This window comes from Sagittula salina, from assembly GCF_017813235.1.
Lineage (GTDB): Bacteria > Pseudomonadota > Alphaproteobacteria > Rhodobacterales > Rhodobacteraceae > Sagittula > Sagittula salina.
Map to the genome: position 1 here is coordinate 38877 of NZ_JAGISH010000009.1, position 22054 is coordinate 60930.

Annotated in this window: 35 protein-coding genes; 1 reads left to right on the forward strand and 34 read right to left on the reverse strand. The window is 66.1% G+C overall.

Annotated elements, in window-relative coordinates; all coding sequences use genetic code 11:
• Position 1 precedes the first annotated feature (1 nt).
• The 27 genes from J5474_RS15770 to J5474_RS15895 form a co-directional block, all read right to left on the reverse strand.
• The gene (locus J5474_RS15770) at positions 2-316 is read right to left on the reverse strand and encodes a DUF1799 domain-containing protein (RefSeq protein WP_342454052.1); all 315 of its coding nucleotides are present in this window, start codon (positions 314-316) and stop codon (positions 2-4) included.
• A 50-nt stretch (positions 317-366) separates the two neighbouring features.
• On the reverse strand, positions 367-666 hold the full coding sequence (locus J5474_RS15775; RefSeq protein WP_209361891.1) for a hypothetical protein: 300 nt from the start codon (positions 664-666) through the stop codon (positions 367-369).
• Between the two features lie 11 nt (positions 667-677).
• Complete coding sequence (locus J5474_RS15780) at positions 678-1607, reverse strand: phage tail tube protein (RefSeq protein WP_209361892.1); 930 nt, start codon at positions 1605-1607, stop codon at positions 678-680.
• Positions 1608-1610: 3 nt separating this feature from the next.
• Positions 1611-1772, reverse strand: coding sequence for a hypothetical protein (locus J5474_RS15785; RefSeq protein WP_209361893.1), 162 nt, complete (start codon positions 1770-1772; stop codon positions 1611-1613).
• Positions 1769-2197, reverse strand: coding sequence for a phage tail terminator protein (locus J5474_RS15790; protein ID WP_209361894.1), 429 nt, complete (start codon positions 2195-2197; stop codon positions 1769-1771). The genes J5474_RS15785 and J5474_RS15790 overlap by 4 nt, the downstream gene beginning before the upstream one ends.
• The gene (locus tag J5474_RS15795) at positions 2197-2625 is read right to left on the reverse strand and encodes a gp436 family protein (protein WP_209361895.1); all 429 of its coding nucleotides are present in this window, start codon (positions 2623-2625) and stop codon (positions 2197-2199) included. Before J5474_RS15795 ends, J5474_RS15790 begins: the two co-directional genes overlap by 1 nt.
• 93 nt (positions 2626-2718) lie before the next feature.
• Positions 2719-3144: a hypothetical protein gene (locus J5474_RS15800; protein WP_209361896.1), complete on the reverse strand. Its 426-nt coding sequence runs from the start codon at positions 3142-3144 to the stop codon at positions 2719-2721.
• 84 nt (positions 3145-3228) lie between these two features.
• Positions 3229-4122, reverse strand: coding sequence for a Mu-like prophage major head subunit gpT family protein (locus tag J5474_RS15805; RefSeq protein ID WP_209361897.1), 894 nt, complete (start codon positions 4120-4122; stop codon positions 3229-3231).
• Between the two features lie 13 nt (positions 4123-4135).
• Positions 4136-4567 (reverse strand): hypothetical protein, encoded by a 432-nt coding sequence (locus J5474_RS15810; protein WP_209361898.1) that lies wholly within the window; start codon positions 4565-4567, stop codon positions 4136-4138.
• A 3-nt stretch (positions 4568-4570) separates the two neighbouring features.
• Complete coding sequence (locus tag J5474_RS15815; RefSeq protein ID WP_209361899.1) at positions 4571-5587, reverse strand: phage protease; 1017 nt, start codon at positions 5585-5587, stop codon at positions 4571-4573.
• A gap of 58 nt (positions 5588-5645) precedes the next feature.
• The gene (locus tag J5474_RS15820) at positions 5646-6158 is read right to left on the reverse strand and encodes a phage virion morphogenesis protein (RefSeq protein WP_209361900.1); all 513 of its coding nucleotides are present in this window, start codon (positions 6156-6158) and stop codon (positions 5646-5648) included.
• Positions 6158-6364, reverse strand: coding sequence for a hypothetical protein (locus tag J5474_RS15825; protein WP_209361901.1), 207 nt, complete (start codon positions 6362-6364; stop codon positions 6158-6160). The genes J5474_RS15820 and J5474_RS15825 overlap by 1 nt, the downstream gene beginning before the upstream one ends.
• Positions 6357-7883: a phage head morphogenesis protein gene (locus J5474_RS15830; protein WP_209361902.1), complete on the reverse strand. Its 1527-nt coding sequence runs from the start codon at positions 7881-7883 to the stop codon at positions 6357-6359. Before J5474_RS15830 ends, J5474_RS15825 begins: the two co-directional genes overlap by 8 nt.
• A 3-nt stretch (positions 7884-7886) precedes the next feature.
• The gene (locus J5474_RS15835; protein ID WP_209361903.1) at positions 7887-9512 is read right to left on the reverse strand and encodes a DUF935 domain-containing protein; all 1626 of its coding nucleotides are present in this window, start codon (positions 9510-9512) and stop codon (positions 7887-7889) included.
• 11 nt (positions 9513-9523) lie between these two features.
• Positions 9524-11158, reverse strand: a complete 1635-nt coding sequence (locus J5474_RS15840; RefSeq protein WP_245216513.1) for a hypothetical protein — start codon at positions 11156-11158, stop codon at positions 9524-9526.
• Complete coding sequence (locus J5474_RS15845) at positions 11155-11427, reverse strand: hypothetical protein (protein WP_209361904.1); 273 nt, start codon at positions 11425-11427, stop codon at positions 11155-11157. The genes J5474_RS15840 and J5474_RS15845 overlap by 4 nt, the downstream gene beginning before the upstream one ends.
• Entirely contained in the window at positions 11427-11561 is a 135-nt protein-coding gene (locus J5474_RS23000; protein WP_280842520.1) for a hypothetical protein, read from the reverse strand. The genes J5474_RS15845 and J5474_RS23000 overlap by 1 nt, the downstream gene beginning before the upstream one ends.
• Positions 11561-11878, reverse strand: a complete 318-nt coding sequence (locus J5474_RS15850) for a ubiquitination-like system serine protease family protein (protein ID WP_209361905.1) — start codon at positions 11876-11878, stop codon at positions 11561-11563. The genes J5474_RS23000 and J5474_RS15850 overlap by 1 nt, the downstream gene beginning before the upstream one ends.
• The gene (locus tag J5474_RS15855) at positions 11875-12204 is read right to left on the reverse strand and encodes a DUF7694 domain-containing protein (RefSeq protein WP_209361906.1); all 330 of its coding nucleotides are present in this window, start codon (positions 12202-12204) and stop codon (positions 11875-11877) included. The genes J5474_RS15850 and J5474_RS15855 overlap by 4 nt, the downstream gene beginning before the upstream one ends.
• Positions 12201-12782, reverse strand: coding sequence for a phage protein Gp27 family protein (locus J5474_RS15860; RefSeq protein ID WP_209361907.1), 582 nt, complete (start codon positions 12780-12782; stop codon positions 12201-12203). Before J5474_RS15860 ends, J5474_RS15855 begins: the two co-directional genes overlap by 4 nt.
• Position 12783: 1 nt before the next feature.
• The gene (locus tag J5474_RS15865; RefSeq protein WP_342454053.1) at positions 12784-13086 is read right to left on the reverse strand and encodes a VpaChn25_0724 family phage protein; all 303 of its coding nucleotides are present in this window, start codon (positions 13084-13086) and stop codon (positions 12784-12786) included.
• A 3-nt stretch (positions 13087-13089) separates the two neighbouring features.
• Positions 13090-13437 (reverse strand): DUF2730 family protein, encoded by a 348-nt coding sequence (locus J5474_RS15870; RefSeq protein ID WP_209361908.1) that lies wholly within the window; start codon positions 13435-13437, stop codon positions 13090-13092.
• A gap of 64 nt (positions 13438-13501) precedes the next feature.
• On the reverse strand, positions 13502-14062 hold the full coding sequence (locus J5474_RS15875) for a 3TM-type holin (RefSeq protein ID WP_209361909.1): 561 nt from the start codon (positions 14060-14062) through the stop codon (positions 13502-13504).
• Positions 14053-14649: a holin-associated N-acetylmuramidase gene (locus J5474_RS15880; RefSeq protein ID WP_209361910.1), complete on the reverse strand. Its 597-nt coding sequence runs from the start codon at positions 14647-14649 to the stop codon at positions 14053-14055. Before J5474_RS15880 ends, J5474_RS15875 begins: the two co-directional genes overlap by 10 nt.
• A gap of 87 nt (positions 14650-14736) precedes the next feature.
• Positions 14737-15123, reverse strand: a complete 387-nt coding sequence (locus J5474_RS15885) for a nucleoside phosphorylase-I family protein (protein WP_209361911.1) — start codon at positions 15121-15123, stop codon at positions 14737-14739.
• Entirely contained in the window at positions 15120-15386 is a 267-nt protein-coding gene (locus J5474_RS15890) for a hypothetical protein (RefSeq protein WP_209361912.1), read from the reverse strand. The genes J5474_RS15885 and J5474_RS15890 overlap by 4 nt, the downstream gene beginning before the upstream one ends.
• The gene (locus J5474_RS15895; protein ID WP_209361913.1) at positions 15383-15838 is read right to left on the reverse strand and encodes a gp16 family protein; all 456 of its coding nucleotides are present in this window, start codon (positions 15836-15838) and stop codon (positions 15383-15385) included. Before J5474_RS15895 ends, J5474_RS15890 begins: the two co-directional genes overlap by 4 nt.
• 53 nt (positions 15839-15891) lie before the next feature.
• Between J5474_RS15895 and J5474_RS15900 the strand changes: the two genes are divergently transcribed.
• Positions 15892-16191, forward strand: coding sequence for a hypothetical protein (locus tag J5474_RS15900; protein ID WP_209361914.1), 300 nt, complete (start codon positions 15892-15894; stop codon positions 16189-16191).
• A 126-nt stretch (positions 16192-16317) separates the two neighbouring features.
• Here J5474_RS15900 and J5474_RS15905 read toward each other — a convergent pair whose 3' ends face one another.
• Genes J5474_RS15905 through J5474_RS15935 form a run of 7 tightly spaced genes read right to left on the reverse strand, consistent with a single transcriptional unit; the run spans position 16318 to position 21854 of the window.
• Positions 16318-16956: a DUF3164 family protein gene (locus J5474_RS15905; RefSeq protein WP_209361915.1), complete on the reverse strand. Its 639-nt coding sequence runs from the start codon at positions 16954-16956 to the stop codon at positions 16318-16320.
• Positions 16953-17348, reverse strand: coding sequence for a hypothetical protein (locus J5474_RS15910; protein ID WP_209361916.1), 396 nt, complete (start codon positions 17346-17348; stop codon positions 16953-16955). The genes J5474_RS15905 and J5474_RS15910 overlap by 4 nt, the downstream gene beginning before the upstream one ends.
• Positions 17345-17908, reverse strand: a complete 564-nt coding sequence (locus J5474_RS15915) for a hypothetical protein (protein WP_209361917.1) — start codon at positions 17906-17908, stop codon at positions 17345-17347. Before J5474_RS15915 ends, J5474_RS15910 begins: the two co-directional genes overlap by 4 nt.
• Positions 17908-18678 (reverse strand): AAA family ATPase, encoded by a 771-nt coding sequence (locus J5474_RS15920; protein ID WP_209361918.1) that lies wholly within the window; start codon positions 18676-18678, stop codon positions 17908-17910. The genes J5474_RS15915 and J5474_RS15920 overlap by 1 nt, the downstream gene beginning before the upstream one ends.
• A gap of 10 nt (positions 18679-18688) precedes the next feature.
• Positions 18689-20800, reverse strand: coding sequence for a transposase domain-containing protein (locus J5474_RS15925; RefSeq protein WP_209361919.1), 2112 nt, complete (start codon positions 20798-20800; stop codon positions 18689-18691).
• Complete coding sequence (locus J5474_RS15930; RefSeq protein WP_209361920.1) at positions 20797-20982, reverse strand: hypothetical protein; 186 nt, start codon at positions 20980-20982, stop codon at positions 20797-20799. Before J5474_RS15930 ends, J5474_RS15925 begins: the two co-directional genes overlap by 4 nt.
• The gene (locus tag J5474_RS15935) at positions 20982-21854 is read right to left on the reverse strand and encodes a ParB/RepB/Spo0J family partition protein (protein WP_209361921.1); all 873 of its coding nucleotides are present in this window, start codon (positions 21852-21854) and stop codon (positions 20982-20984) included. The genes J5474_RS15930 and J5474_RS15935 overlap by 1 nt, the downstream gene beginning before the upstream one ends.
• Between the last annotated feature and the right edge of the window lie 200 nt (positions 21855-22054).

The following is a 22054-nucleotide window of genomic DNA, read 5'->3' on the forward strand; positions in this document are numbered from 1 at the left end:
TTTAATGCGCGTTCAACGCGTCTCGCGCGCCTTGTTCGATGGCCCGGACCTCGGCCCAGAGTTTGGGTGTCATCTCGATCCCGGCCAACCGCAGACTGGCCTCCGCCCGCAACGGGTCGAGGCCGCGGTAGTGCAGCCCGGGGGCGCCCATCGGCGAGGTGATCTGCAGGATGTCCCACTGGTCGCCAATCGCGAGGAACGCTTCCACGGCGGGAACGTGTTCCGGCCAGACGCCCTCGTGTCCCTCGTCTCTGTGCTGCAGGGCATCCGCGGGCAGCCCCCAGAAAGCGCATTCCTCGGCCTCCGCATCGCTCACCCGGGTTTCGGACCAGAGCGCGCCGGAGACCGAAGCGCGCCCGGCCCATTTCAGTTTCCCAGCTTGCCGGTGATAATGGCCTCGTTGTACGCGCGGCTCAGCGAGAGCGCGTCGGCGGCATTCCCGATGACTTGGTCCAGTACCTCAGCATCGAACTCGACCAGCGTGCCGCCCTCGCCCTCGACATCGATGTGCGCGACGGTCGCCCTCAACATCGCCTGCAGCCCCTCCCCCTGGACGCGATCGATCTCGTCGTCGGGAAGCATGCGGAAGACCACCTTCGCGGACTGGCCGTCGACGAAATGGGCGGTGGTGGTGAATGTGCGGGAGGTGGCGATGCGCAATGCCATGGGGATCTCCGTCAGGTGAAGGTCAGGGTGAACTGGTCGTTGCCGGCGATGGGCATGGGCTTGGCGTTCAAGGGCAGTTCCTTGATGCCCTGCGCCTCGGTCGGCGCGCCCGGACGCAGCATCTGCCCGGCCGGGACGTCGATCCTGATCGTGCGTCCTGCAGCCGCCTCGTGCTGGAGAACCCAGACGGGTCCGGCCTGCGCATCCGCCAGCGACCAGGGGTTGAAGACCGCGAGGGCCTCCGCCTCGATCTGCGCCTGGATCATCTCGGCGCGATCGACCAGGGCGATCTCTTCCTTGTTGGCCAGGAAGCGAGGCTCGACCTGGCATGCCAGATCAAGCGTGAAGCTGCGCAGGAAGAGCGAGGCGCCGTCGATGGTGAAGATCGGGGTGTTCGCTTTCGACACGGCCTTCGGCTTCAGCCAGGACGAGAGGTCGGGCACGACGGGAGCCGCGTCGGTCGGCGCAGAATACAGCGCCGTGAACGACCATTCGATCATCGGCTCCGAGGAGGCGTTGAGAACCAACTTCGCGGTGCCCCGCGTCCCGGCGAAGGCGTAGAGGACCCCGTCCACGTTCAGCCAGAACGTGGCGCTGTCGAGCGCATCGGAAACGGGGTTGTAGACCACGGAGGTGCCGGGGGTGACGGTCTCGGCCATCCCCACGGCCCGCAGCATCGTTGCGAATGCGGGGGGCGTGCCGGCAGTGCCGGATCCGACCAAGTCGGTCTGGAAGCTGAGCGTTGCGTGCTTGTCGATCGGCAGGGATGCGCTGTTGCCCATCATGGGCGTTTCATGCGCGAGGTCTTTGTCGGCCCCCTCCGCCGGGTTGAAGGCGACGTTTTTCGCCTGGATCGCCGCGCAGGACCCGATGGCCAGCGGGGTGCCATAGGTCGCCTCGATGCCGCCCATCAGGACCTTCTTGCGCCAGAACTTGCCCATCGATCAGGCCTCCTTTTCGGTTGCCGGCGCGGGGCGCGCGGGCGCTTTGGTGGGCTTGCCGGTCTGTTCCAGCGCGCCCTTGTCGGTGACGGTGAAGCTGCCGCCGGACTGGGGCAGCTTGCGGGCCGCGCGGGGCGGCGCCGGGGTGGTCTTTTTCGCGGTCATGGCGTGGTCCTCAGTTGGTCGGTGATCGAGAACTCGGTGACGACGCTCATCACGCCGGAGGTTTCGGGCACGAAGCGTTGGCGGGTGAATTCGAACACGCCGACCGTTTCCCCTGGTGCCCAGCCGGCGAGCGCGGCGCGGATGTCGCCGAGGTGTTCGGTGATCCGGTCCAGCGCGCGCTGGCCGCGGGCATCCACCGATTGCAGCATGGTCACCACGGTTACGCTGTCGCGGATATCCTGGACGAAGGCGCCGGTTGCGAGCTCGGCCTTGCCGCCGATCGCATCGCCTGGCAGGAGGAACGTCGTTACGCCGCCGTTGGGCTGGCGACCGCTCTTCATCAGGCGGGACCATTCGGCGGCGAGACGGATCTCGCCGCATTCAGGGCACCGGGCTTCCAGTCGCGCTTTCACCTCATTCAGCATCAGATGAAGCCCTTCATCGTCTCGGCGGTAAAATCGCGGTCGCGGTCGGTGACCTGGGCACCGCTGGATCCGGTCCCCGGCGGCGTCACGCCATCCGCATCGAGCTGCACCACGCCCTTCTGGATCTCGCGCAGGGTCTGCATCGCGTCCTTGTAGTCCTGGGCGATCTTCTCATCCGGGGCGTAGACATGGAGCGTGTAGAACGTGATCGCGCGGGCCAGGGCGGGGAGCGGATCGGGAACCTCGGTAAAGGGCAGTCGGTAGCGCCCGGCCAGGTAACCATCCATCAGCGCCTCGGTGTCGGCGATCGCGCGGGCAACAGTGGCCGCGTTGATCGCGCCGGTTGCCATGGCGCCGCGGTCGGTCAGCTCAACCAGCAGGCCGGTGCCGTAGCGCTCTTCAAGGTCTGCTTGGGAGGTGTAGGGCATGGATGGCGTCCTGGTGGCGGGGTCGGGCCCCCCGGCGATCAGGACCGCCGGGGGATTGCGGGGCCAGCCGCGTGCCTGGCTGGCCCTGCGGTATCACTCGCCCGGCCAGGGCGTGACGAGCAGGGTCGGGTCTGCCTCGATCTGGGCCTTCTGGGCGGCGGTGAGATCCGAGATCAGCAGGATCACGGGCTCGGGGGTGAAGTGCATCCCGGCGCGCCAGCGGCCGCGCTTCGGCCCCTGAACCTTCAGGGCGCTGTCGGGCGCAGGGGGTTCGAGGGCGGGCGCCTGGCCGGGCCCGCCCCCTTCCGCCACCGGCGCCGCCGTCCCCAGAGCGGCGCCGGTTTCGTTGTCCGTCACGGCGGCGGGGGCTGCATCCTGGACGGGCGTCTGCTCGCCTGCTGCGGACTTCTCCGCTTCGGCTTCTGCGATCTTCTCGCGCAGGGTTTCGTCCTTCCAGTTGCTGCGGAAGGCGATGTTCAATTCGGACGCGCGGGCCTCCAGGGCCTTTCGGTCGGACATGTCGGGTCTCCTGCACCTGATCTTGGGATGGGGGCCGGCCAGCCGGCCCCGCACCGAAACTCAGGAACGCTCAGGCCAGAGCGATCAGGCCAGCCAGGGAACAACCAGCAGCTCGGCCGTGCCCTTCCACTCGTTGGTTTCGCCACCGGCGCCGTTTTCGGAGTTGAGGATCTTCCGGCCAGCGCTCTCCAGGGAGGGGCCCAACACCAGCAGGTTGGGCATCAGGCCAAGCGGCCGCCTCCCGTCGCCCTTCATGCCGGAGATCGCGGCGCGGGCGGTGGCGTAGTTCGCCGAGGTGAGGCTCTGCTTGGAGCCCCAGGCCATCTGCCAGAACCCGAAGCCCGCGTTCATGCGCGCGTCGGTGCCATAGACGAATTCGTTCTGGTCGAAGACGTTGTCGTCGGTCGGCTTGTCCTTCGCGACGAACTGGAAGTCCTTGCGCTTCTGCAGGATGAGCGGCTTCAGGGCGCGGGACGTATCCATCAGGAACCACGGGGCACCGCTGCCGCCGTCGGTGTTGGCCACGGTGGTCTCGTTGCCTTTTTCATCCAGCACCGGGTGGTCGGTATCGAAGAAGTTCTGGCCGTCGTAGCACTCGGTCGTGAAACCGTCCTTCAGCAGCGAGAAGATCAGCGTATCGGGGTGCGCCCCCGAGGACCGGCCCATCTCGGCGAACATCGGTCCGTAAATCCCGAGATTGTCGGTCTCGACGTCGTCCTTGTCGACGCCGATGGTCAGTTCGAAGGGCTTCTCGCGGATTGCGTAGTCGTGCTGCTGCAGGTTCTGCACGGCGCGGGGGCCGATCCATTCGCGGACGTTCGGCATCTTGCCGAGCCAGCCGTACTTCTGCTCCTTCTGCGTGGAGCGGACCTCGGTGGCGACGCGCTGCCACTGCGACGGCGCCTGGTCGAGGCCGTTCTGGAACGCACCGGAGAAACCGACGCGCAGGCTGTTGAGGTTTGCTGCGTTCACCAGCATGTCAGGGTCTCCTTCAGGAAGCGTTGGTCAGCGCGGCGTCGAAGCGGACCCAGACGCCTTGGGCGTCCACGTCGTCGACCACGCCAGCGGGCGAGCGGGTACCGGTGCCGTCGGTCTTCGCGACCGTCTGGTCGTCGACGGCGAAGGCCTTGGCGCCGATGTCGGCCGCGGTGATCTCGTCGCCACCCGCGCTGTTGGCGTACCGGAACACGCCGGGGCGGTAGGTGCAGGTCTTCTCACCGGCGGCACCGCCGCTGTTGTCGACCTGCTCTTCGGCGCGGCCGACACCAACCAGGCCGGTTGCGGTCTGCCCCGGCACCAGGTGCCCGGCGGAATTCCGCATGAGGTAGGCGCCGGCGAAGATCTTCACGGCGGCCGCCACGGTCCCGCGGCGGACGTCGCCCTCGGCGCGGGGCGTGTTGCGGTCTTGGGTCAGTGCAGACATCGTTCAGGCCTCCCGCGCTTCGGCGTCGGCCTTCAGCCCCGCCAGGTAGACGTCATGCGCCACGCCGAGCTGGTCGGCGATGGTGCGCTGCTCCGCCGTCAGGGCGGTGATCTCGATCCCGGCCGGGGCCGGTTTCCCGGTATGCGTCGGCGACAGTTTCGGCAGGCGCTTGGCGATCTTCTCGGCGCGCTGGGGATTGTCCGCGTGCATCGCGGTCAGCTCGACCGTCATCTCGTCGTCGATGGCGTAGCCTTCGCCGCGCATGCGCTCGATGAAGCGTTCGGCCTGCAGCCCGGCGACCTGGGCGGTCAGCACGACCACGTCGCCTGCGCCCTCGGCCTTCTTCGTCAGGGCCTTGGCCAGAACGGTGAGTTCCTGCACATCTGCATCGCCCTCCGCGCCGAGAACGGTGGCGAGGGCGGTCAGCTCGACCGGTCCCGCCTCCTTTTTGAGAGCCGTGATGGCGGCGAGGATGTCCTCTTCGCTCGCGGTCTCTGCCAGGCCCACGGCCTTGGCGAATTTCTCAAATCCCATGGCTTCGGTCTCCATTGTGAGGGATGCGATACTCCCGCCCAGCGCGGGGACATTGGTCAGTGACACCTGCGCCACGCGCAGGATCTTCGAGGGCTGGCTCTTGGCGCAGAGCAGCACCGGAGAGACGCCGGAATAGGCATAGGGCCGGGAGCCCATCAGCGCGCGACCCTGGGCGTTCCACTCGACGCGCCCCCAGAGGCCGTCGGCGCGCGCCTGCAGCTCGACGACGCGGCCCATGGCCGGCGCGTCCTCGCCCTTCGGCGTGCGGCGGATTGTGGAATGGTTCACGTCGACGATGATCGGCCCGGCGCTCAGGCTGGAGGAGATCAGCGCGGTGGCGTCATCGTAGCGCCACGGGCCACGGCCATCGATCGCCTGGAACGGCACGCCCGCGGCGGGCAGCAGCTGCATCCACTCCGGCGGACCGTCCTCGGAGGAGGCGGTCAGCTCGAAGACCTGGCAGAGAATGGCGGGCTCGGTTTTCATAGGGGGCAAACTGCCCCTCTTCACCGGCTCCGTTCACCGGGAAGGTTGATCCCGAGCTTCAGCCGTCGAAGGCGCCTTGCAGGTAGTCTTCGATCGTCTCGACGATGTCGACCTCGTCTTTCGGTCCCACGCCAAGGAAAGGGCGTGTTGGGATTTCACCCCAGGGGATAGGCGATCCGTTCGACATCGAGCCGAAAGCTCCGCGCTTTGCGCCGAATTGCATCGCGGCCGCCTGGATGCGGTTCGAGCCCCAGTCGACGCCCTGGGCAGACGCTTCGTAGGCGATCGTGTAGCTCAGCATCCGGGTCACGCCGATCAGCGGCTTCGTCGGAACGGGCGCATTGGCCTTCTTGCCCTCGCGGCGGCGGTAGCTTTCAAGGCTGGCCAACGACTTCGCGGGCCAGGGCGTGCCATCGGGTGCACGGCTGGTCGCAAAGTTCTGTTTGGTGCTTTCGACCATGAGTTCGCCCAGGTCGCGATAGAGCGGGGTCGGATCCTTCAGGGCCGCCGCCACACGTCGAAGGCCCGGCGTGATCTGGTCGCTGGTGAAGTCGATCGAGGTTCCGACCATCAGAGCCCCAGCTCGAGCGTGGGCGCGGCCGGGTCGAAGTCGGCCGCCTGGCGCGCAGTGGCCAGGGCTTCGTGCCACAGAGCGGCCTCGGTGCTCCGGTCCGGTTCGGGCAGTTCCTCGAGCAGCGTGTCCAGCTGCTCCTCGGCGTTCCCGGGCAACGGCTGGGCGTTGATCAGGGCGAGGATACGTTCTTCAACGTCAGACATTCCACCGGTCCTTCGCTTTGAAGACGGCCAGCAGCTCCGGCTTGATCCGCCAGTGGTGCTCCGGTCCAAGATTATACAGGACAAAGCTTTCCGCGACAAACTCCATCGCGTTGCTGCTGCCGTATTTCGAGACTGCCAGGTGCCAACCCTGCTGGTTCCAGCCATGGATCGCGTCGTTGATCTCGGTCCAGTGGGAGAAGTGCAGCTGGTGGCCGGTCTCGTGCACGGCGACGCCGCGAGGCGCTTCGTCGCCGGGGTAATCGACTGTGAACTGCCAAAGGCCGGCGTCGTGGGCCCGCTGCGCCGCCTGCTTTGCCGCGCCTTCCGGCAGTCGCTCTATCCCCTTGGCCTGTAGACGGCGGTACTCATCGAGCTTTCGATCCCGGGCGGCGAGGCGGCGGTCGAGGGGAAGTTTCGCCCAACCGCCCTTTTCCCACCAATCGCCGAATTCGAGGCCGCTGCGGTCCCACCCCATCGCACGGACGCGGGGCGCGTACCAGGCATGCGCCTTCGATGTGCTGCGGAGCCCCGCGGTGGCGCGGGCGATCAGCGTAGCCGATCCCACGGCTTGTAGAGGGACCATCTCGAAGCGATGCTTCAGATCCCACAGGGTGCGGATCACCTGGTTGACGGCGTCGAGCTGCACCTTGCCTGGCCAGGCAACTTCCTTCTCGGCGATCCCGGCCTCCACGACCAGGCGCGCGGTATCCTTCAGGTTCTTCGCCTCGCGCAGTTCCGGGGGACGCGGTGGTGGCGGGTTTTCGATCGAGCTGGCAAGGTCTGAAGCCAAGGGCTGCGGCAAGGTCGCCACCTTCGCCGCGACCGCCGCCCGCACCTGCTCGACCACCGTGCGGCCGGGCGCATAGCCCCAGCCTTTGTCGATGCCCTCGGGCTCGCCGGTTTTCGGATCCCGTGTGTTCCAGTCGTCGCCCAGCAGGACCATCGGATTGCCGCCCTTTCGCATGGCGTCCTTGATCGAGCGGGCCCCAACGACATAGCACCCACAGCCCCAGCCGTTTGGTGGGAAGTGGGTGAACCAGAAAGGGTGGTCGGAGGGGAGGATGAGGCCATCCCAGGCAAGGTGCTGCTCCCGCGGTTCCGCCGCGCCGGAGTGGCGATAGACCCAGAAGGGGAAGCCGCCGTCGACCAGCTGGGCGAAACGGCCGGCGGCATAGGTCGAGCGCAGATTGGTGGTATAGATCACCCGCGTGCGCCATGCCTCGCCGGCCTTGGTTCCCTCGCCCGTCCAGCCATGCCAGCCGCGCCGCGCGACGGTGGCCCGAAAGTCGCGGCGGAATTCCTCGATCGAGGTGCCGTCCTCGATCGCCTTGCCAACCGCGGCGGCGAGATCCCCGAGGAGGTCGGCCTTCAACGCCCCTGCCACCATGAACGCGTGATCGTGCTCACCATGCCATACGTCCGTCCAGCGGCTGGTCGGCAGCAGGGTGCCCAGTCGTTCGCGCCAGGCCGCGACCTGGGCGCCGAACGGTTGGTGAAAAACCCCGGACAGTTCGGCCATCGGTTATTCCGCCACCTCTGCCCGTCCGCCGAGCTCTGCTGCGGCAAAGCCGCCTGCGAAGAATGCGGTGAGGTCTTCCACCGGGATCTCGGGAAAGGCCCCGAGAATGATGTCGCGGGCCTCCTCAAGCGTCTCGGCGCCCGCGACCAGGTGCTCGATGCGCGAAAGCATTCGGCCGATGATCGGCGCTGCCTCCGCCTCCATACGATCGGCCATCGGGACGATTGGCTCAGGGCGCGGCTGGGGCTTGCCAACGCCTGTCGCCGGGCCCTGGGACGCGGTCAGGGCTTCTTGGGTGTTTAAGGGGTGTTTAACGGGGCGCTGCAGGTCATTTGCGGTCCCGACGCGGGGCGCGCTTTGCTCCGGGCTCGGGATCGCAGCCGATTTGCTGAGAGTTCGCGCCCCCTCGGCCGGACGGCGCAGCCCCAGCTTCGCGTACACGTCGTCCTCGGCGACGGAAAGCCCCAGGCCGACCGCCGTATCGACGTTCTGCATCCAGGCCGTCACGTCCTCGGCTTCCGGTCGGGCGATGACAACGCGCGGATAGCGGCCATGGCCTGGGAAGTTCAGGTCGACGATAGGGCGGATCAGGTCGCGGTTGATGGCTGCGGCGAGGGCCTTGGCATCCGCGCGCTCGATATCCTCCTGGACCAGCCGGTGTTCGGCTCCGGAGCCGAGCCCGCCGGTGACAGCGTCGGTCGTGGCCGTCTGGCCGAGAACCGCCTTCGATACCTGCTTGTCCAGCCAGTCGGCGCGCTGCTCGTAGAGCTGGACGGAGGAGGAGACCTGACCGGTCTGGATGAACTCGATCTCCACGCCCTCCGGGACGATCCCGGCGCAGTCTCCCGCGATGTTCGCGACCGCGCGGAACAGAGTGCGGCGATCCTCCTCCGATGCCCCGGTCGGATACTTCCCGAGGCGGAGAGGCTGGCCATAGGTCTGAACGAAGATCGCCCAGTCACGCTCCGTGAACTTCTTGAAGAGGTAGGCCCAGGTCACCGGGCGGGCGAGACCGCCGCGGGCCGGGATCCCAGACTTCGCGCGGATCTGCGCGGTGATGAACTTGAACGCCGGCAGGGGGACCTCCGGGCCGTGCTCGTCCAGCATCATCGGGGTGCGGAGGTCGCGCCGATCGAAGCGGAACCAGCGCGGGTCGCGCCATTCCAGTCGCGTCGGCATGAACTGCCCCATCGATCGATCCCAGATGATCTCGGTGAAGCTGTAGCCCTTGCCGATCGCATCGAGGATGTCGAACATCTCGTCCTGCAGTTCCTCCCGCTGCACCCAGTCACGGATCAGCTTGCCGGCTTCCACGTCGATCGGGTCGGCGCTCGCGTCCTCAACGGAGATGTCCAGCCCGGTCACCGACCGCCTGCGCGTGCCCAGGACGCCGACGTAATGAAGGTCGCGCTCCTCGATGATCTCCGCGAGCTCCAGGTAACGCAGCGGGTCGCCAGTCTCGGCCTCCCGCAGGATCTGGGCGAGGCGCCGAGGGTTCAGCCCATCGCCTGGGGACCCGGTCAGCGGCGATCGCACGCCGCCGAGCGTGGGACCCGCGACCTCCTGCGTGAGGACCGCCCGCTTGACGGGGCGGCCCCATTGGTCGAGCAGCTGCGTGTCTCGTGCCATGGTGGCTCCTCTCAGATTATGCCGCGCAGTCGTGCGCCCAAAGGTTGCGTCCACCAGCGGCGGCCCTCATCGTCGTCGTTGCCGGCATCGATGTCCTGGTCCCGGCGCGGAACCGGGGTGTATCCGATCTCGGAGGGCTTCTGCCGCGACGCGTACCAGGCAAGCGCTCCGGCGATGGCCGTATCGCCGTGGCGGTCGAGCCCGTCGGACCCCTTGAAGCGGAAATTGTCGGGTACCTTGATCACGCCTCCGTCGAACTGAAGGGCCTGGTGGTCGGAGAGAATGTCAGCGTGCGCCGGCAGCTGGATGGTCCGGTCGGTGAAGGCCTCGATGTAGGGAGGCATCTCTTCCTGGTACCACGCCCGGCTGAAGGAGACCTCGACGATCCGCGCCCCGTAACGCTGCGCCGCGACCTCCGCCAGGTATCCGCCGTTCCCCGTCTTATCGACCGCTCCCTTGGCGAAGCGCGGCAGCGCATCGACAACGTAGAAGAGCACCTGCTTCTGCTGCTGGAAGGGGATGTTGCGCATCTCGACCACGATCTTCGCCCGGCGCACGAGATCTTCGCCCTCCTCGAGCACCACGATGTCGGTGGCGTCGCCGGAGCGCGCGAAGTCTTCACCGAAGTAGTGGCGACGGGACGGGTTCAGGGTCTTCAGGACCGGGCGGAGATGGGCCTTGCACCAGGCCTCGGTCTCGGCCCGGCGGTCAGGCTCCGGAGCGTTCTTGAAGGCGTCGGGCTGGTGCCACCGGACGAACGGGATCCCCCTCACGAGGCAGGCCTCGATCTGGACCCGCGTCAGGGCGGCGCCCGCCATCTCGGACGGGATCGCGTCAAGCTCCTGCTTCATCGCCGCGTCGCGGGCGCCGTAGGAGCCACGGATCTGTGCCTCCCATGCCTTCTGGCCTGCCTGCGTCCACTCGGTGCCCCTCATCTGGCAGACGCGCACGTAGAGGCCGTTCCGCACCGCGTCGCCAAAGGTGTAGCGATGCACCTTCCAGGCGTTCTTGCCGGCACGCGCCTCGCGGATCACTTCGTTGAAGGGGTTCAGGTGGCCGTTGTGCGTCGAGATCATCACGACCTTGCCACCCCAGATCAGCATCGCGTTCACCGCGTCGATGACCTCGCGAACGTCGCGGTGAAACGCCGCCTCGTCGATCACCACCTTGCCCTGGAGGCCGCGGATGTTCGCCGGGTTCGACGACAGCGCCTCGACCCGGTAGCCAGAGGCGAACTGGACGCGGTAGGCGGCGATCTTGCGGGTCGTGCCGTCGTCCTGCTGATCCTCGAAGAGGAACTCCTCGATCTTCCCCAACTCGCCCGCGATGACCTTGGCGAAGTGCGCAACGTAGCCGATGAACTCGCGGCCCTTCTCCTTTGTGTCGCCGATGTAGAAGACGTTCATGCCGCCGGCCGTGCGACTGGCGGCGGCGACCAGCGTGTCGTCGAGCGCCTCGGCGAAGGTGATGCCCGTGCGGCGCCCCTTCTCGCAGATCTTCAGGTCGGAGTTGTCCTCCAGCCAGGTCTTCTGGTGCTCCATCAGGATCCCGTCGACACGCGGGTCGAGATCCGGCGTGATGTCACCGCCGCGCGGCAGGTCGCCGGGCAGCTGGTCGGGGTCGCGGCTTAGGACGGCAGCGGTCATCGTACGCGCGGCTTCGCATAGAGCGCACTGAGTGTCTCACGGGCGCGGAAGAAGTTCGGGTATCCTTGAAGGTTCGCCCCTCTGGCCTCCAACCTGAGCAGCCGTGCGTGCAGGCCGCCGTAGGTTCGCCCGTCAACCCGCTCACCGGCAAGGAACGCACGGATCAGGCTTGCCGCCTGGCGACAGGCGAGTGCGATCCGGCGGTCGCGCTTGTCCCAGTATTGGCCGTGCGCTGCCATGTCGTTTGCTACTTCTGCGGGGGATGCCATCAGGCGCGCCCCTTACGCTTAAGGCGTTCTTCCTGGCGGCGGACCTGCCGGGATTTTGTCGTCGGTAATGGTGGCGGCGAGCCCTTGAAGACACTCTTCAGAAAGCGGTTCAGCAAAGAAGCGAACATCAGCATCAGCAGGCCTCCCAGTAGCCGTTACGCAGCCAGCCGTGCCAGCCGGGACAGGGCGGGGCGCCCTGGTTCTTCACCGAGGGCTCGAGGCTCGTCTCTGTCCGGCTGCCATTCCAGCGCCAGGACGGGCCGCTCTGCTTCGGCTTGTGCGCATGTCCTACGGTGATCCGGGCGAGAGACCCGCAGCCGCAGGGGCAGTAGAACCACAACGACGCCACGTCCCCTTCGCCCGCGGCCGAGATCCAGATCGAGCCAGCCAGCCTCTCGGCGCGATGCCGGTGACGGTCTGAGAACACGATGGCGCGCAGCGGACCTGTCATGTCGATGCGCCCTCCCAGGCGGCGTTGAAGCGGTCTTCAAGGGCGTCTTCACCGGGTGCGGAAAGACGCCCGTCACGGTTCAGCAGGTCGGGTGCGAAGTCACCTTCTCCGAGGCGCCAGAGGTGGCGGGCGCAGATCTGGTTCACCAGGCGGCTGCAGCGCGGGTAGATCTCGACGGCGCGGGCCTCCGGTCCCCACACGGTGTTCTTGATCTCGAAGAGCTGGTCCCAGGTCAGCTGGCCTTCGTGCTCGACGCAGAGATGGCCGACGGCGTCGTCGATTGTGACGGGATAGCCGAGGAGGGTGAGGGTGCGGGGCTCGGTCATTTGCGCAGCCCCAGAAACTCGCTCCTCATCACCGCCAGGACTTCGGGGCTCAGCCCGTGCTCATCGCGTTCCAGCTTCTCGATGACCTCCGCCGCGTGCGCCTCGGCCTCTCGCAGCGCCGCCTCGCGGGCCTCTCGCGCCACGCGGGCGCGCTCGTCGGCGAGCAGCTTCTCGCGCATGCCGGAGGAGCTCATCAGGTCCTTAAGCATCCGGCCCAGCGACATCAGGTCCTTCGGGTCGAGATGTTCGTCCTTCACGCGCACCGCGTTGATCATGTGCACGGCGCTGGTGGCGATCATCTGCATCAGCACCTTGTGCAGCTCGCCTTCGGCCTCGATGTCCATATCGGCCAGCAGTGTCTCCGCGATCGAGAACGCCTCTCGCTGGTCCTTCAGCGCCTTCGAATAGTCACCCACCGCCGACTTGCCGACGCGCAGCTCCAGACCAGCCTCATCCAGGCGGAAGTTCAACGCCTCGGTCACGTCGACGATGTCGGCAAAGCCGCGGTCGCGCAGCTCCTCCGCCAGCCAGCGGCGAAGCTCCTCCGGGATAAGGTCCAGCTTCTTCGGCACGGGCATGTCAGGCCCTCGGCCGGGGACGCTGGATGCCGGGATAGGTGGCAATGCCCTGGGCGATCTCGCAGCCGCGCGTGGTGGCCGTCGCCACGATGAAGCCGCCCGGCAGATCCTCGGTGGTCAGCATTCCCTGGTCCTTCAGCCAGGCCAGTTCCCCCACCACCTGGTCGCGGGTGTAGCTGATGCCGAAGCGCGGCAGCAAATCGGTCATGATCGAGACGTTGGAGGTATAACGCGGTGCGTCTTCCAACATGCGAAGGATCGCTAGGCGGGCGTGCTCGCGCAGTTCTTCGGCGTAGCTCGACACGGGTTAACTCCTGTTCAAGAGGTAGGTTTCGAGGCGCTCTGTGACGGTCATCAGCCGCTGCACCCCGTCGCGATTGGCGATCAGGGTCGCGTCGATGCGCTCCAGATCGCCCCGGAGAGACGCCACTCCGAGCTGGATCTCGTGAAGGTCCTTCTTGGCAGGAAGGTTATCGACGGTGGTCTCCAGCCGGTCGATCCTGCGCTCGTGACGCGAGCAGCGATCGTCGACGGCGTCGATCCGGCCATCCACGTCCTTGCTGCGGGTTGCGAAGAAGGCATAGATGCCGGTCGCCAGGGACAGCAGAAAAGCCGCGACCGCTGCGATATCCTTGAGCGTTGCGAGGTCGAGCATCACTGCAATACCACCCGCAGTGGCCAGCACGGTCCGGACGTCCCGCGGAACCAGTTAAGCATGATCAGCCCTCTCGGATTGCGCGCCAATCGGCCAGCGCGGGGTTGTCGTCGTAGGTCCCGTGAGCCGGGGCATCAGTCAGTGTGGTGGCGGAGCCGGCGCCCAGCGCGCGCAATTCGCGGCGTTGAGCCAGGGCCGCTTGCGTCCCCGACATGACGCTGGCCAAATCGCGCTGGAAATCGAGGTCCTTGGCCTGCGCCCGCCCCCCAAAGAAGAAGGTCACGATGGCGGTGATCAGTACCCAGACCGGCGCGGGAATGATCGCCCAGGTCGTGAACACCTCCGCCATGAAGGCGGGGTCTCGGGCGGTCCAAACCAGCACCATAAAGACGCCAAGCGTGAAAGCCGGGCGCGGCAGGCGGTTCAATCCATCGACCAGACTGTCCCACCAGGTGCGCCGGCTGCGCGCGACGAACTCGGCCGCGAACTGGTTCAGCGCGGCCGTGTCCAGATCGTGACCGCGTGCGTCGGAGGCCTCGGCGTTGACCTTGAACACCTCGGCCAATTCCTTCACTGCCTTGCCGTTGCCTCCAAGAAGCGTCTGGACCAGCTGGATCAGCCCCATGCCGCCACCCGCTTGCGAAACTGGGCGTCCGTCATGTGGTACCGTGGAGAGATGAACTCCTCGGCCCGTTTGATCCAGCCGCCTTTGCCTCCGGCCCGCGTGCGAGCGTACTTGCGGGACTTCGGGCGGCGATCCGCGATGCGGAAGTAATAATCCCGCCGAGCGATCCCGTAGGCATCGGCGAAGCGCAAGGCATTGCGGGCGCAGGCCCGGTTGACCGCGGCGATCGAGCGGGGCCCTATAACGCCATCCACGGCGACGCTCTCCCCCGCGTCGTTGAGAAGCGCCTGGAGGATCTTCACTGCGTTCGCGCCGGCGTTCACATACATATCGAAAACGGAAGGCTGAAGCAGCGCGGGCAGCTCGTCGATGCGCGGGCCGTGGAAGTAGCGATCCTCGAAGATCTGCACGGCGTGGCCCCGGGTCAGGGCCTTGACGTCCATCACGTCGATGTCACCGTCACCGTCCAGATCGCCCCAGGGGATGTTGCGCAGGGTATGGATCGTGACGCCAAATTTCGTGGCGCCGCCTGGGTCGTCCGGATCGTTGACGAAGCCGCCCTCGCGGTCGACGATCTCTTCGGCCATTTGTCGGATCGCATGTGCCATTGAAGCCCCCTTGAATGGGGCCATCATGGCTGTCGCGGCCGTGTCATTCCGGGGGGAAGGTTGATCCTAGAACAGCGAGAACTGGTCCGGATCGGGCTTGCGCATGGGCTCGTCTCCGGCCTCGCGCAGCGTTCGCTTGACGTTAGTCGTCGTCGTCTTCAGGGCACGGCAGATCTGCGCCACGGAATAGCCCTCCGCGCGCAGGGCGCGGATCAGCCAGGTCTTCGGCATCGGGATCTCGGTCTTCGGATCGCGCATCATAGCCCCGAGACGCTTCAGCCGATCGGCACCGATCAGTGCCTCCGCTGCAGAACGGCCAGCCGGATCGGTGGGGAAGTAGAGCTGGCAGCCGCCGAACATGACAAGGAACGAGATCGCAGTCTCGTAGCCGAGGACCTCGACATAGGCGTCGAGGTGCGCCGGGTGGCGGGGATATGCCACCCGGTCATTCATTCGTCGTCAATCTCGCGGCGGCGCCTGGGGCCGCCCTTTCCGTTTGGGGGCGTATTGGCCCTGCAGCAGGTGATGACCGTCGTCTCCTTGATCCTGTAGTGCATGCCGTCGATGTTGACGGCGTTCATTCCGGTGGCGCTTCCCGCCGCGGCATCCACGCGACGACCGAGGTCCCGGCGGAGCCTTTCGACATCGAGGCCAAGCCCCCGCTCCATGTAACGGACCAGGGCGTGGTCGCTGACGTAGTGGCGCGGTTTCTTCATCCCTTGATCCTTTCCCAGTCGAAATCGATCTTCTCGCGCTTCAGCCATTGCTTGAGCGCATTCAGAACCGCGTCAATCTGCGCCCGGTCCCGCATGGTGTTGATGTCGATCGGCACGCTTCCCCAGGACCCCTCGAAGCGGTTCCGAACGAATGCATGCAGCCCGCGCGCCGAGGGGTCTTTCAAGACGCCTGCGTCCCCCAGCGCGCGCCAGAGGACGAAGATCAGGCGGACATCTCCACGCGACGCTTGCCGGAAGCGCCCCTTGCCGCGGGCGGAAGGCCGGAACCCCCGTGCCGACAGTGCGTCGAGCACCTGCTGATGCTCCGCGTCGCTCATGTCGGAGAGGCTGGCCTTGCCCACGAGCTCCAGCTGCATGGTCTTGCGGGTGTCCTCGTCAATGCCCAGGACACGGCAGGCCACGTGGATCGTGCGGATGGTTCGGTCCGTCATTGACAGGTCCTCCGCAGGGCGGCACCGTCGTGAGCGTTTGTCAGGAGGTCGCCATGTTCCGAACCGTTGCCGCTCTCGCAATCGTTGCCGCCAGCCCAGGGCAGGCACAACAGATATACGAACGCGTGAAATATCTTGAGGCAAGCTGTCAAACCCTGATCGTTTCGGTGTCCGATCGCCCATTGGTGACAGCCGATGCGGCGCTCTACTTCGACGGCATGATTCAAGGGGCAGCGGCGGCAGGAAGCACGCCAGCGGCGGTTCTCAATGCCTACCGCGTCCTGTGTAACCGGGATCCGGCCTACACGGTCGAAAGCGCGCTTAAGCGGGTGATGAAGGATCTCGGGCGGTAGCATCAACGCGGCTCCGCCCGGTAGATCACCTCGCTCGCCACCATCGCCGCCGAGGTAGGCGGCGATGGTGGCATCTCGCAGTCCGTGCAAGCGATCGAGCTGCTGGCGAGGGGACTGGCCATCGCGCTACGCCTTCGCCATATCGATGGTAATCGCTTCCCACTGCGCCTGGCCGTGTTCGCGGCGATAGAAACGCATGTAGGTCTTGGAGCCGATGGCGCGCTCGGCGTCGGTGATCGCCTGCATGGCGTTCCGCCAGCGCGGGTCGTCAATCTCCAGGCGCTTCAGGCCCAGCAGTTCCGCGCGGTTGATCTTGCCCTCCTTGTTGGTCTGGAAGGCGCGCTCAATGATGGCGCGCAGCTCCGGCCGGGCATCGGCGCTCCATTCGATCAGGCACTGGTCGACGAGGTTCTTGGCGATCTGCAGTTCCGGGCCGTAATCGAAGTGGTCTGCGACCTGGACCTTGACCTGCATCGTGCCGTCGAAGGACGTGAGCGTCAGGTTGCCTCGCGCGCCCCCCTTCGTTTCGCCGTACTCCGCGCTCAGCAGGCCCAGGAAGTCGTTTACATCCTCGAAGCAGTGGCCCTTGAACCGGGCGATCTGCCCGCTGAGGTCAGTGGCGAAGCCGATGATCTTGCGCACCAGCTCGTCGAGGAGTTGATCCTGCGGACGGATCTGCTCCAGCGGCACGGAGTGGCCCTGGGCGTTCTTCATGTGGGCTTCGCCGTTTACCTCGAAGACACCGGGTTTCGTCTGCTCGTTCATTGGTCGATTTCCTTCTCGGAGGTGGTTTCGGTAGTCGTGTCGCGGTGCCGGGGGCACCGGTTGCAGGCGCGAAACATCTGGACGTACAGGGTGTTCACATTGCGAAATTCGCGGGCCTTGGTGCGCCAGTCGCGGCAATCCTTTTTCCCGATTTCGCCCAGGGCGGGGCAGGCCAGCGTCTCGGAGAGGAGGATGCCGCGGACCAGGTCCTCCACTGCCGCCATGTCGCCGGCGTACTTGGCCGCCAGAACGTTGGAGACGAGCGACGGCGAACGCCCGATGCGATCAGCAGCCTTGTTCTGGCTGCTCCGGTCGCATTCTTCCGCCAGGGCACGTACCCAGTTCGGCATGTCTTCACCCCAGGCGGAGCGCGCCTTTTCCAGAGCGCTCATGTCCGCACCTGCTTCGCGCCCGCGAGCCAGCGTTCGCCTGAATTGCTGTCTGCTACGACCGTGACGCGTTCCACGACAGGAGCGTTCGGGCCTGTGTTGCGGACCAGTTGATAGTGGGTTTCCTGCTTGCCAGGGACGGCCTGTCCGCGAACTTTCAGGAAACCGGCCTCGAACAGTGCCAGGCAGTAGGCGCGAGCCTTGCCGCGCGAGATCTCCACGCCGCCCGCGTTGCTGTGCATGGCGATGTCGAGGTGGGTAAAGTGCTGGAGGTAGCGCATCGAGCGCCACATATTGGCCTCCGGCGTCGCCGCGGGGGCGGGTGATGCGCCAAGGGTTTCACGCCGTGCAGCGGCGATGAAGTAGCGGCGGTTCGCCTCCTTCCGCGTTATGACGATCAAACCCTCAGCCAGCCAGTAGGTGATGTACCGCTGCGCGGTTCCCTCTGGCAGCCTAAGGTTTCTGATGAGGTCGGGCAGGGTCCACTCGTCCATGGTCAGGACGGTCGACATTGCCGCATCACGCCGCGCGAGGGCGGTCTTTCTGGCGTCGCTCTCGGCCATCAGCGTGCCTTTCGTGCCAAGGCGGCGGAAGCACCCGGATAGACCTCGACCTTGCGGCTCACCGGCGGCGCGCCGGTGAAGTATGCCCGATCTCCCCACAACGACAGGTCGGCCCGCTTGGCGCCTTGGCGGCGCGCCAATTCCTTGACCATGTCAAGGTTGGTGGCCACCCGGCGAATGGCTCCGCTTGACGCAGCGACGATGCTTTCCAGCAGATCGGGAGCAACGGTGATGCCGGCACAGTAGATTTCCGCGAGCTTGCCCGCGTCGCGCACATCACAATCAACCGTTTCCTGCCAGTCCAGCACGCGGTTGTGGATGTTCTCCCAGCGGGTCAGTCCCTGCGGAAGGTTGGTTTCACCTACCAGGACGATCGGCGCCAGGCTGCTTTCGTAGATGTCACGCACCAGTTCGATCATGTTCCCGCGCAACATGTACTGTGCGTCGTCGATGATCAGAGGGCGGTCGGTGATCGCCAGGTGGGCCGAAATCGCATCGACGTAGTAGGGCGTGGTCTTGCGCCGCGGTTGGACGCCCATTTCCTCGCAGACCTTCTCGACGAAGTAGGCCTTCGTCCAGGACTGTTTCATCTGCACGACATGGGCCTGGTACTCGTTGGCGGCCACGATCACGGCCGTGGATTTGCCACTGCCCGACCGGCCGGAAAAGACACCCAGACCAGGAAGGCCGGGGGTGCGGTGGATCAGCCGCTCGGTGTGTTGCATCAGGGCTGCGACGTTGCGCAGGGGAGCGATGCGGGGAATGTTCATGCTCTCGTCCTCAATTGTCTTTGTCGCCAAGCGCCCGGTTCATCCGGGCGTGCGCGCGGTATTCGCCGGTGGTCTGGTAGTCGGCCAGCCACGCGGTCTGCTCTTCGGTCATCGGATGCCCTTCGGCTTGAAGGACCTCCAACTCCTGCGCCCGGGCAAAGCGAGCCTCGGGATCGTCTTCGGTTTGCGCCTGATGGCGCGTTTTCAGCTGGTGGATCTTCGCCTCCAACCGCTGCTCGGCATCGATATCCACGTGCCGCGTGCTGCGCCCTTGGCCCTTCGGGGCCTTGCTGTGCGGCACAGCCAGGCGCACGACCTCAGCCTCGGGCAGGGGCCCTTCCGGAACACTCTGACCTGCTGCGCGCAGACGGGCGGCGATGGCGGCATCGGTCAGCGTCTTGTGTGCCTTGGCCTCGGCGCGGGTCGCCTTGACCAGGGCGTTGCGCGCGCGCTGGTGCGCCCGGGCATCGTCGACGTTCAGGAAGTCGCCTTTCTGGACAACGGCGGCGCCTCCCAGGTACCGACCGTCCAGGTCATATACCCGAATGGCCTCGTGCAGGTTGTCGGGGTCGAACCGGGCCACGACCTTCTTCCCCGCGATGCTGTACATCCATTCGGACCAGTACCGGTTATCGTAGAGGCTCAGTTCGCCGTTCTTGCTGCTCGCCCGAACGCCCTTGGCGGTCAGGAGCCACAGTACCTGTTGCTCCTCGGTCGCTTTGCGGATCGGCGCCTGGCGATAACTGTCGTTGAAAACCTCGTCAAAGGACCGCTTGTTTGCCGTTTCCGACCGCCGCCCCCGGCGGGCATTGTGCGCGGCGATCTCCTGGTCGAGAACTTGCCTGAACTCGGAAAGCGTGACTGCTCGGTCCTGGTAGTTCTCCGGTTTGGCCGTGGGGCTGTTTCCCGTGTAGGCACCGACGAATGCGGGATGCTTCGCGACGCGACCGCAGAGATCCTTGAAGGCTCGCTCGATCGGCTTGGCCTGCCCCCAGGCGGGCTGGGCCCAATGAACCGTAATGCCGAGCAGGTGAAGGAGGCCGGGAATGTCATCGTCCTGGATCTTGAACCGGAAGCGCGTCTTGGCCCCACCGGTCATGACCTTCGCGGCGAATTCCCGCCCGTTGTCGAGCAGCGCGTGGTATGGGATGCCGTACTTCCGCACCAGATCTCCGAAGCACAACTGAACGGTGTTGCTGTTGGCCGTAAGGGACAGGCGGTAGGCGAGGATCTTGCCCGAATAGATGTCGGAGAATGCGATCATCTGGACCCGGACGGGTGCTTCCATTCCGGGCCAGAGGACGAAGACATCGAACTTGTGGTAGTCGCCCTGGACCGCTTCCATGGCGTGCATCGAGGTCTTGGAGCGCGTCTGGTGCGGGAAGTACCGCCGCAGTCCCATCACACCCTCGCGTTTGAAAACCTCGATGTGTTTAGGAACGGTTTCGGCGATCACCCGGCGAACCTTCCACAGGGGGGGTACGGGTTCTCCCCTGGACTTCGCGTCACGCTCGGCCCACTCGTAGGCGGCGGTCATGTCTGGTCCGGACTGGGTGAGCCAGGCACTCTTCACGAACTCGAGGAAGACCTCCGGGACCACGACCTTATCGGTCGCGCCGCCACCGCTGCGTGGCGCCAAGTGCGGCAGCCAGTCTTCGCGTGGCACACCGGCAACAAGGGAAAGCCAGTTCCAGACCGACTTCTCGGAGACCTTCCTGCTGCGCCGCACCTCGTCGACGGCGGCGCTGCGCGTCAGGCCGGCCAGTTCGAGCGCCTCGACTTCTGCGAGCGCGGCGAGGCGATCCTGCGACCTGCGCTTCGCCTTGTCGCTCTTGCGGTCATAGTCCGCCCAGAGGGTATCCCGATCCCGGGACGGCCGCGGGGAAGCCGTGGTCTGCCTGCGGCGCGCCAGGGCCACCTTGGCGCGGGTAGGAAAGAGGCTGAAGTGGTACTCCATTCCCCCCCCGCGACCGGCACGGCGTCGGGTCTTGCCCGGATGGTTGGCCCATCCCTCGCGCTTGGCCATGATCTGGACCGCGCGGGCAGTACCAGGCAAGTCCGGGAGGCCCGCGGCGGCGATCTCCGCCGCGCTCCACCACGTCTGGTCGGAGGCGTCGGTCATGTCGCGTCGCCCTCCCTGAACTCGGCCTTCTCGCCTTCCTTCCGTGCTGCCATGAAGCGTTCGAACTGAGCGTTTTTCCGGCAGAGCACAGGGAAGTTGTGGCGGTGTTTCGCTTCGGCCGCATAGGTCCGGAACGTCTGCCCACAAGCAAAGCAATGGTAGTCGGGAAGGCGTCGACCCATCACTGGTCTCCCATCTCGTCCAGAAGTGCGCGAACCTCGGTGCCGAGGTCCTCCAGGAACCGCCGGCGCGCCGCCTTGTTGGCCCGTGTCCAGGCGTCCTTCAGGCGTGCATGGCCTGCGTCCGTTGCGTCCTTGGGGGCGGGGCCTTCGCCGAGGTCCGACCGATATTGTGCCCGGGCGGCCGTGGCATTACGGGCTCGTCCCTGTGCCAGGGCGTCGACAACGTGAATGCGCTCGCCCGAATGCGTGATCTTCGAGAGCTCGACGAGATCGGCCAGCGTGACCGGTCGGGGGGCGCTGCGCAGGCGGCGGGCATCGCCACCCGACAGGGCTTCACCCGCCCGGACGAAGCTGCGGACATGGCGCGGGGTGCATCCCAGGCGCTCCGACACGCTCTCGGCGAAGGATACGACGGAAATCGTTTCCGCCGTATCCCAGCGCTTGGCGACAAGCCCGGCACCAACCTGCGCCCGTGTCTCCGGGTGCAGTTTCTCGTACACCTTTTTCCGCTCGGCCAGGAAGACGGCCGTGTCGAGGGGCGTCAGCTCAGCACCGGCGAGATTGTCGTCGATCTCCATAAGCTTGGCAAAGTCGTCGTTGCACGACCAGCACACCACCTTGATCGGGTCCATACCGGCCATGCCCTCGTCGCGGAGCGCACGTGCCGCCGTCAGGCGGTGTCCGCCAGCGAGGAGAACATACGCCCCGGTCTTCTTGATCTTCCTGACGTGGATCGCGTCCTTGATCACGCCAAGGTCACGGATCGAAGCCTTCAAAGCCTCGACGCCGGCCGGCGAGACCGGCCGCAGGCGATCACCAAGTCCGATCTCGTCTAGCGGCAACTCGGTAATGGTCGTGAGGATGTCAGCCATGCTTATGCGGCCCCTTCGTCATCTTGTAGTACCAGACCGGGCCATCGGGCCCCTTTCTCCGGGTGCACGCGATCACGGCCCCGTTCTGCCGCAGCTCTGACACGCAGGTACCTGGCGCAGGCGTCTTGGCTTTCCGGACCAAGTCGAAGCTCGAATGCTCCCGCCCATCGGACAGCACGGTCAGCACCCGCTTTAGGCGA

Excerpts from the sequence above, each read along its gene's own strand:
- J5474_RS15775 (WP_209361891.1), bottom strand. The coding sequence starts at position 666 with ATGGCATTGCGCATCGCCACCTCCCGCACATTCACCACCACCGCCCAT.
- J5474_RS15780 (WP_209361892.1), bottom strand. The coding sequence starts at position 1,607 with ATGGGCAAGTTCTGGCGCAAGAAGGTCCTGATGGGCGGCATCGAGGCG.
- J5474_RS15785 (WP_209361893.1), bottom strand. The coding sequence starts at position 1,772 with ATGACCGCGAAAAAGACCACCCCGGCGCCGCCCCGCGCGGCCCGCAAG.
- J5474_RS15790 (WP_209361894.1), bottom strand. The coding sequence starts at position 2,197 with ATGCTGAATGAGGTGAAAGCGCGACTGGAAGCCCGGTGCCCTGAATGC.
- J5474_RS15795 (WP_209361895.1), bottom strand. The coding sequence starts at position 2,625 with ATGCCCTACACCTCCCAAGCAGACCTTGAAGAGCGCTACGGCACCGGC.
- J5474_RS15800 (WP_209361896.1), bottom strand. The coding sequence starts at position 3,144 with ATGTCCGACCGAAAGGCCCTGGAGGCCCGCGCGTCCGAATTGAACATC.
- J5474_RS15805 (WP_209361897.1), bottom strand. The coding sequence starts at position 4,122 with ATGCTGGTGAACGCAGCAAACCTCAACAGCCTGCGCGTCGGTTTCTCC.
- J5474_RS15810 (WP_209361898.1), bottom strand. The coding sequence starts at position 4,567 with ATGTCTGCACTGACCCAAGACCGCAACACGCCCCGCGCCGAGGGCGAC.
- J5474_RS15815 (WP_209361899.1), bottom strand. The coding sequence starts at position 5,587 with ATGAAAACCGAGCCCGCCATTCTCTGCCAGGTCTTCGAGCTGACCGCC.
- J5474_RS15820 (WP_209361900.1), bottom strand. The coding sequence starts at position 6,158 with ATGGTCGGAACCTCGATCGACTTCACCAGCGACCAGATCACGCCGGGC.
- J5474_RS15825 (WP_209361901.1), bottom strand. The coding sequence starts at position 6,364 with ATGTCTGACGTTGAAGAACGTATCCTCGCCCTGATCAACGCCCAGCCG.
- J5474_RS15830 (WP_209361902.1), bottom strand. The coding sequence starts at position 7,883 with ATGGCCGAACTGTCCGGGGTTTTTCACCAACCGTTCGGCGCCCAGGTC.
- J5474_RS15835 (WP_209361903.1), bottom strand. The coding sequence starts at position 9,512 with ATGGCACGAGACACGCAGCTGCTCGACCAATGGGGCCGCCCCGTCAAG.
- J5474_RS15840 (WP_245216513.1), bottom strand. The coding sequence starts at position 11,158 with ATGACCGCTGCCGTCCTAAGCCGCGACCCCGACCAGCTGCCCGGCGAC.
- J5474_RS15845 (WP_209361904.1), bottom strand. The coding sequence starts at position 11,427 with ATGGCATCCCCCGCAGAAGTAGCAAACGACATGGCAGCGCACGGCCAA.
- J5474_RS23000 (WP_280842520.1), bottom strand. The coding sequence starts at position 11,561 with ATGCTGATGTTCGCTTCTTTGCTGAACCGCTTTCTGAAGAGTGTCTTC.
- J5474_RS15850 (WP_209361905.1), bottom strand. The coding sequence starts at position 11,878 with ATGACAGGTCCGCTGCGCGCCATCGTGTTCTCAGACCGTCACCGGCAT.
- J5474_RS15855 (WP_209361906.1), bottom strand. The coding sequence starts at position 12,204 with ATGACCGAGCCCCGCACCCTCACCCTCCTCGGCTATCCCGTCACAATC.
- J5474_RS15860 (WP_209361907.1), bottom strand. The coding sequence starts at position 12,782 with ATGCCCGTGCCGAAGAAGCTGGACCTTATCCCGGAGGAGCTTCGCCGC.
- J5474_RS15870 (WP_209361908.1), bottom strand. The coding sequence starts at position 13,437 with ATGCTCGACCTCGCAACGCTCAAGGATATCGCAGCGGTCGCGGCTTTT.
- J5474_RS15875 (WP_209361909.1), bottom strand. The coding sequence starts at position 14,062 with ATGGGGCTGATCCAGCTGGTCCAGACGCTTCTTGGAGGCAACGGCAAG.
- J5474_RS15880 (WP_209361910.1), bottom strand. The coding sequence starts at position 14,649 with ATGGCCGAAGAGATCGTCGACCGCGAGGGCGGCTTCGTCAACGATCCG.
- J5474_RS15885 (WP_209361911.1), bottom strand. The coding sequence starts at position 15,123 with ATGAATGACCGGGTGGCATATCCCCGCCACCCGGCGCACCTCGACGCC.
- J5474_RS15890 (WP_209361912.1), bottom strand. The coding sequence starts at position 15,386 with ATGAAGAAACCGCGCCACTACGTCAGCGACCACGCCCTGGTCCGTTAC.
- J5474_RS15895 (WP_209361913.1), bottom strand. The coding sequence starts at position 15,838 with ATGACGGACCGAACCATCCGCACGATCCACGTGGCCTGCCGTGTCCTG.
- J5474_RS15900 (WP_209361914.1), top strand. The coding sequence starts at position 15,892 with ATGTTCCGAACCGTTGCCGCTCTCGCAATCGTTGCCGCCAGCCCAGGG.
- J5474_RS15905 (WP_209361915.1), bottom strand. The coding sequence starts at position 16,956 with ATGAACGAGCAGACGAAACCCGGTGTCTTCGAGGTAAACGGCGAAGCC.
- J5474_RS15910 (WP_209361916.1), bottom strand. The coding sequence starts at position 17,348 with ATGAGCGCTCTGGAAAAGGCGCGCTCCGCCTGGGGTGAAGACATGCCG.
- J5474_RS15915 (WP_209361917.1), bottom strand. The coding sequence starts at position 17,908 with ATGGCCGAGAGCGACGCCAGAAAGACCGCCCTCGCGCGGCGTGATGCG.
- J5474_RS15920 (WP_209361918.1), bottom strand. The coding sequence starts at position 18,678 with ATGAACATTCCCCGCATCGCTCCCCTGCGCAACGTCGCAGCCCTGATG.
- J5474_RS15925 (WP_209361919.1), bottom strand. The coding sequence starts at position 20,800 with ATGACCGACGCCTCCGACCAGACGTGGTGGAGCGCGGCGGAGATCGCC.
- J5474_RS15930 (WP_209361920.1), bottom strand. The coding sequence starts at position 20,982 with ATGGGTCGACGCCTTCCCGACTACCATTGCTTTGCTTGTGGGCAGACG.
- J5474_RS15935 (WP_209361921.1), bottom strand. The coding sequence starts at position 21,854 with ATGGCTGACATCCTCACGACCATTACCGAGTTGCCGCTAGACGAGATC.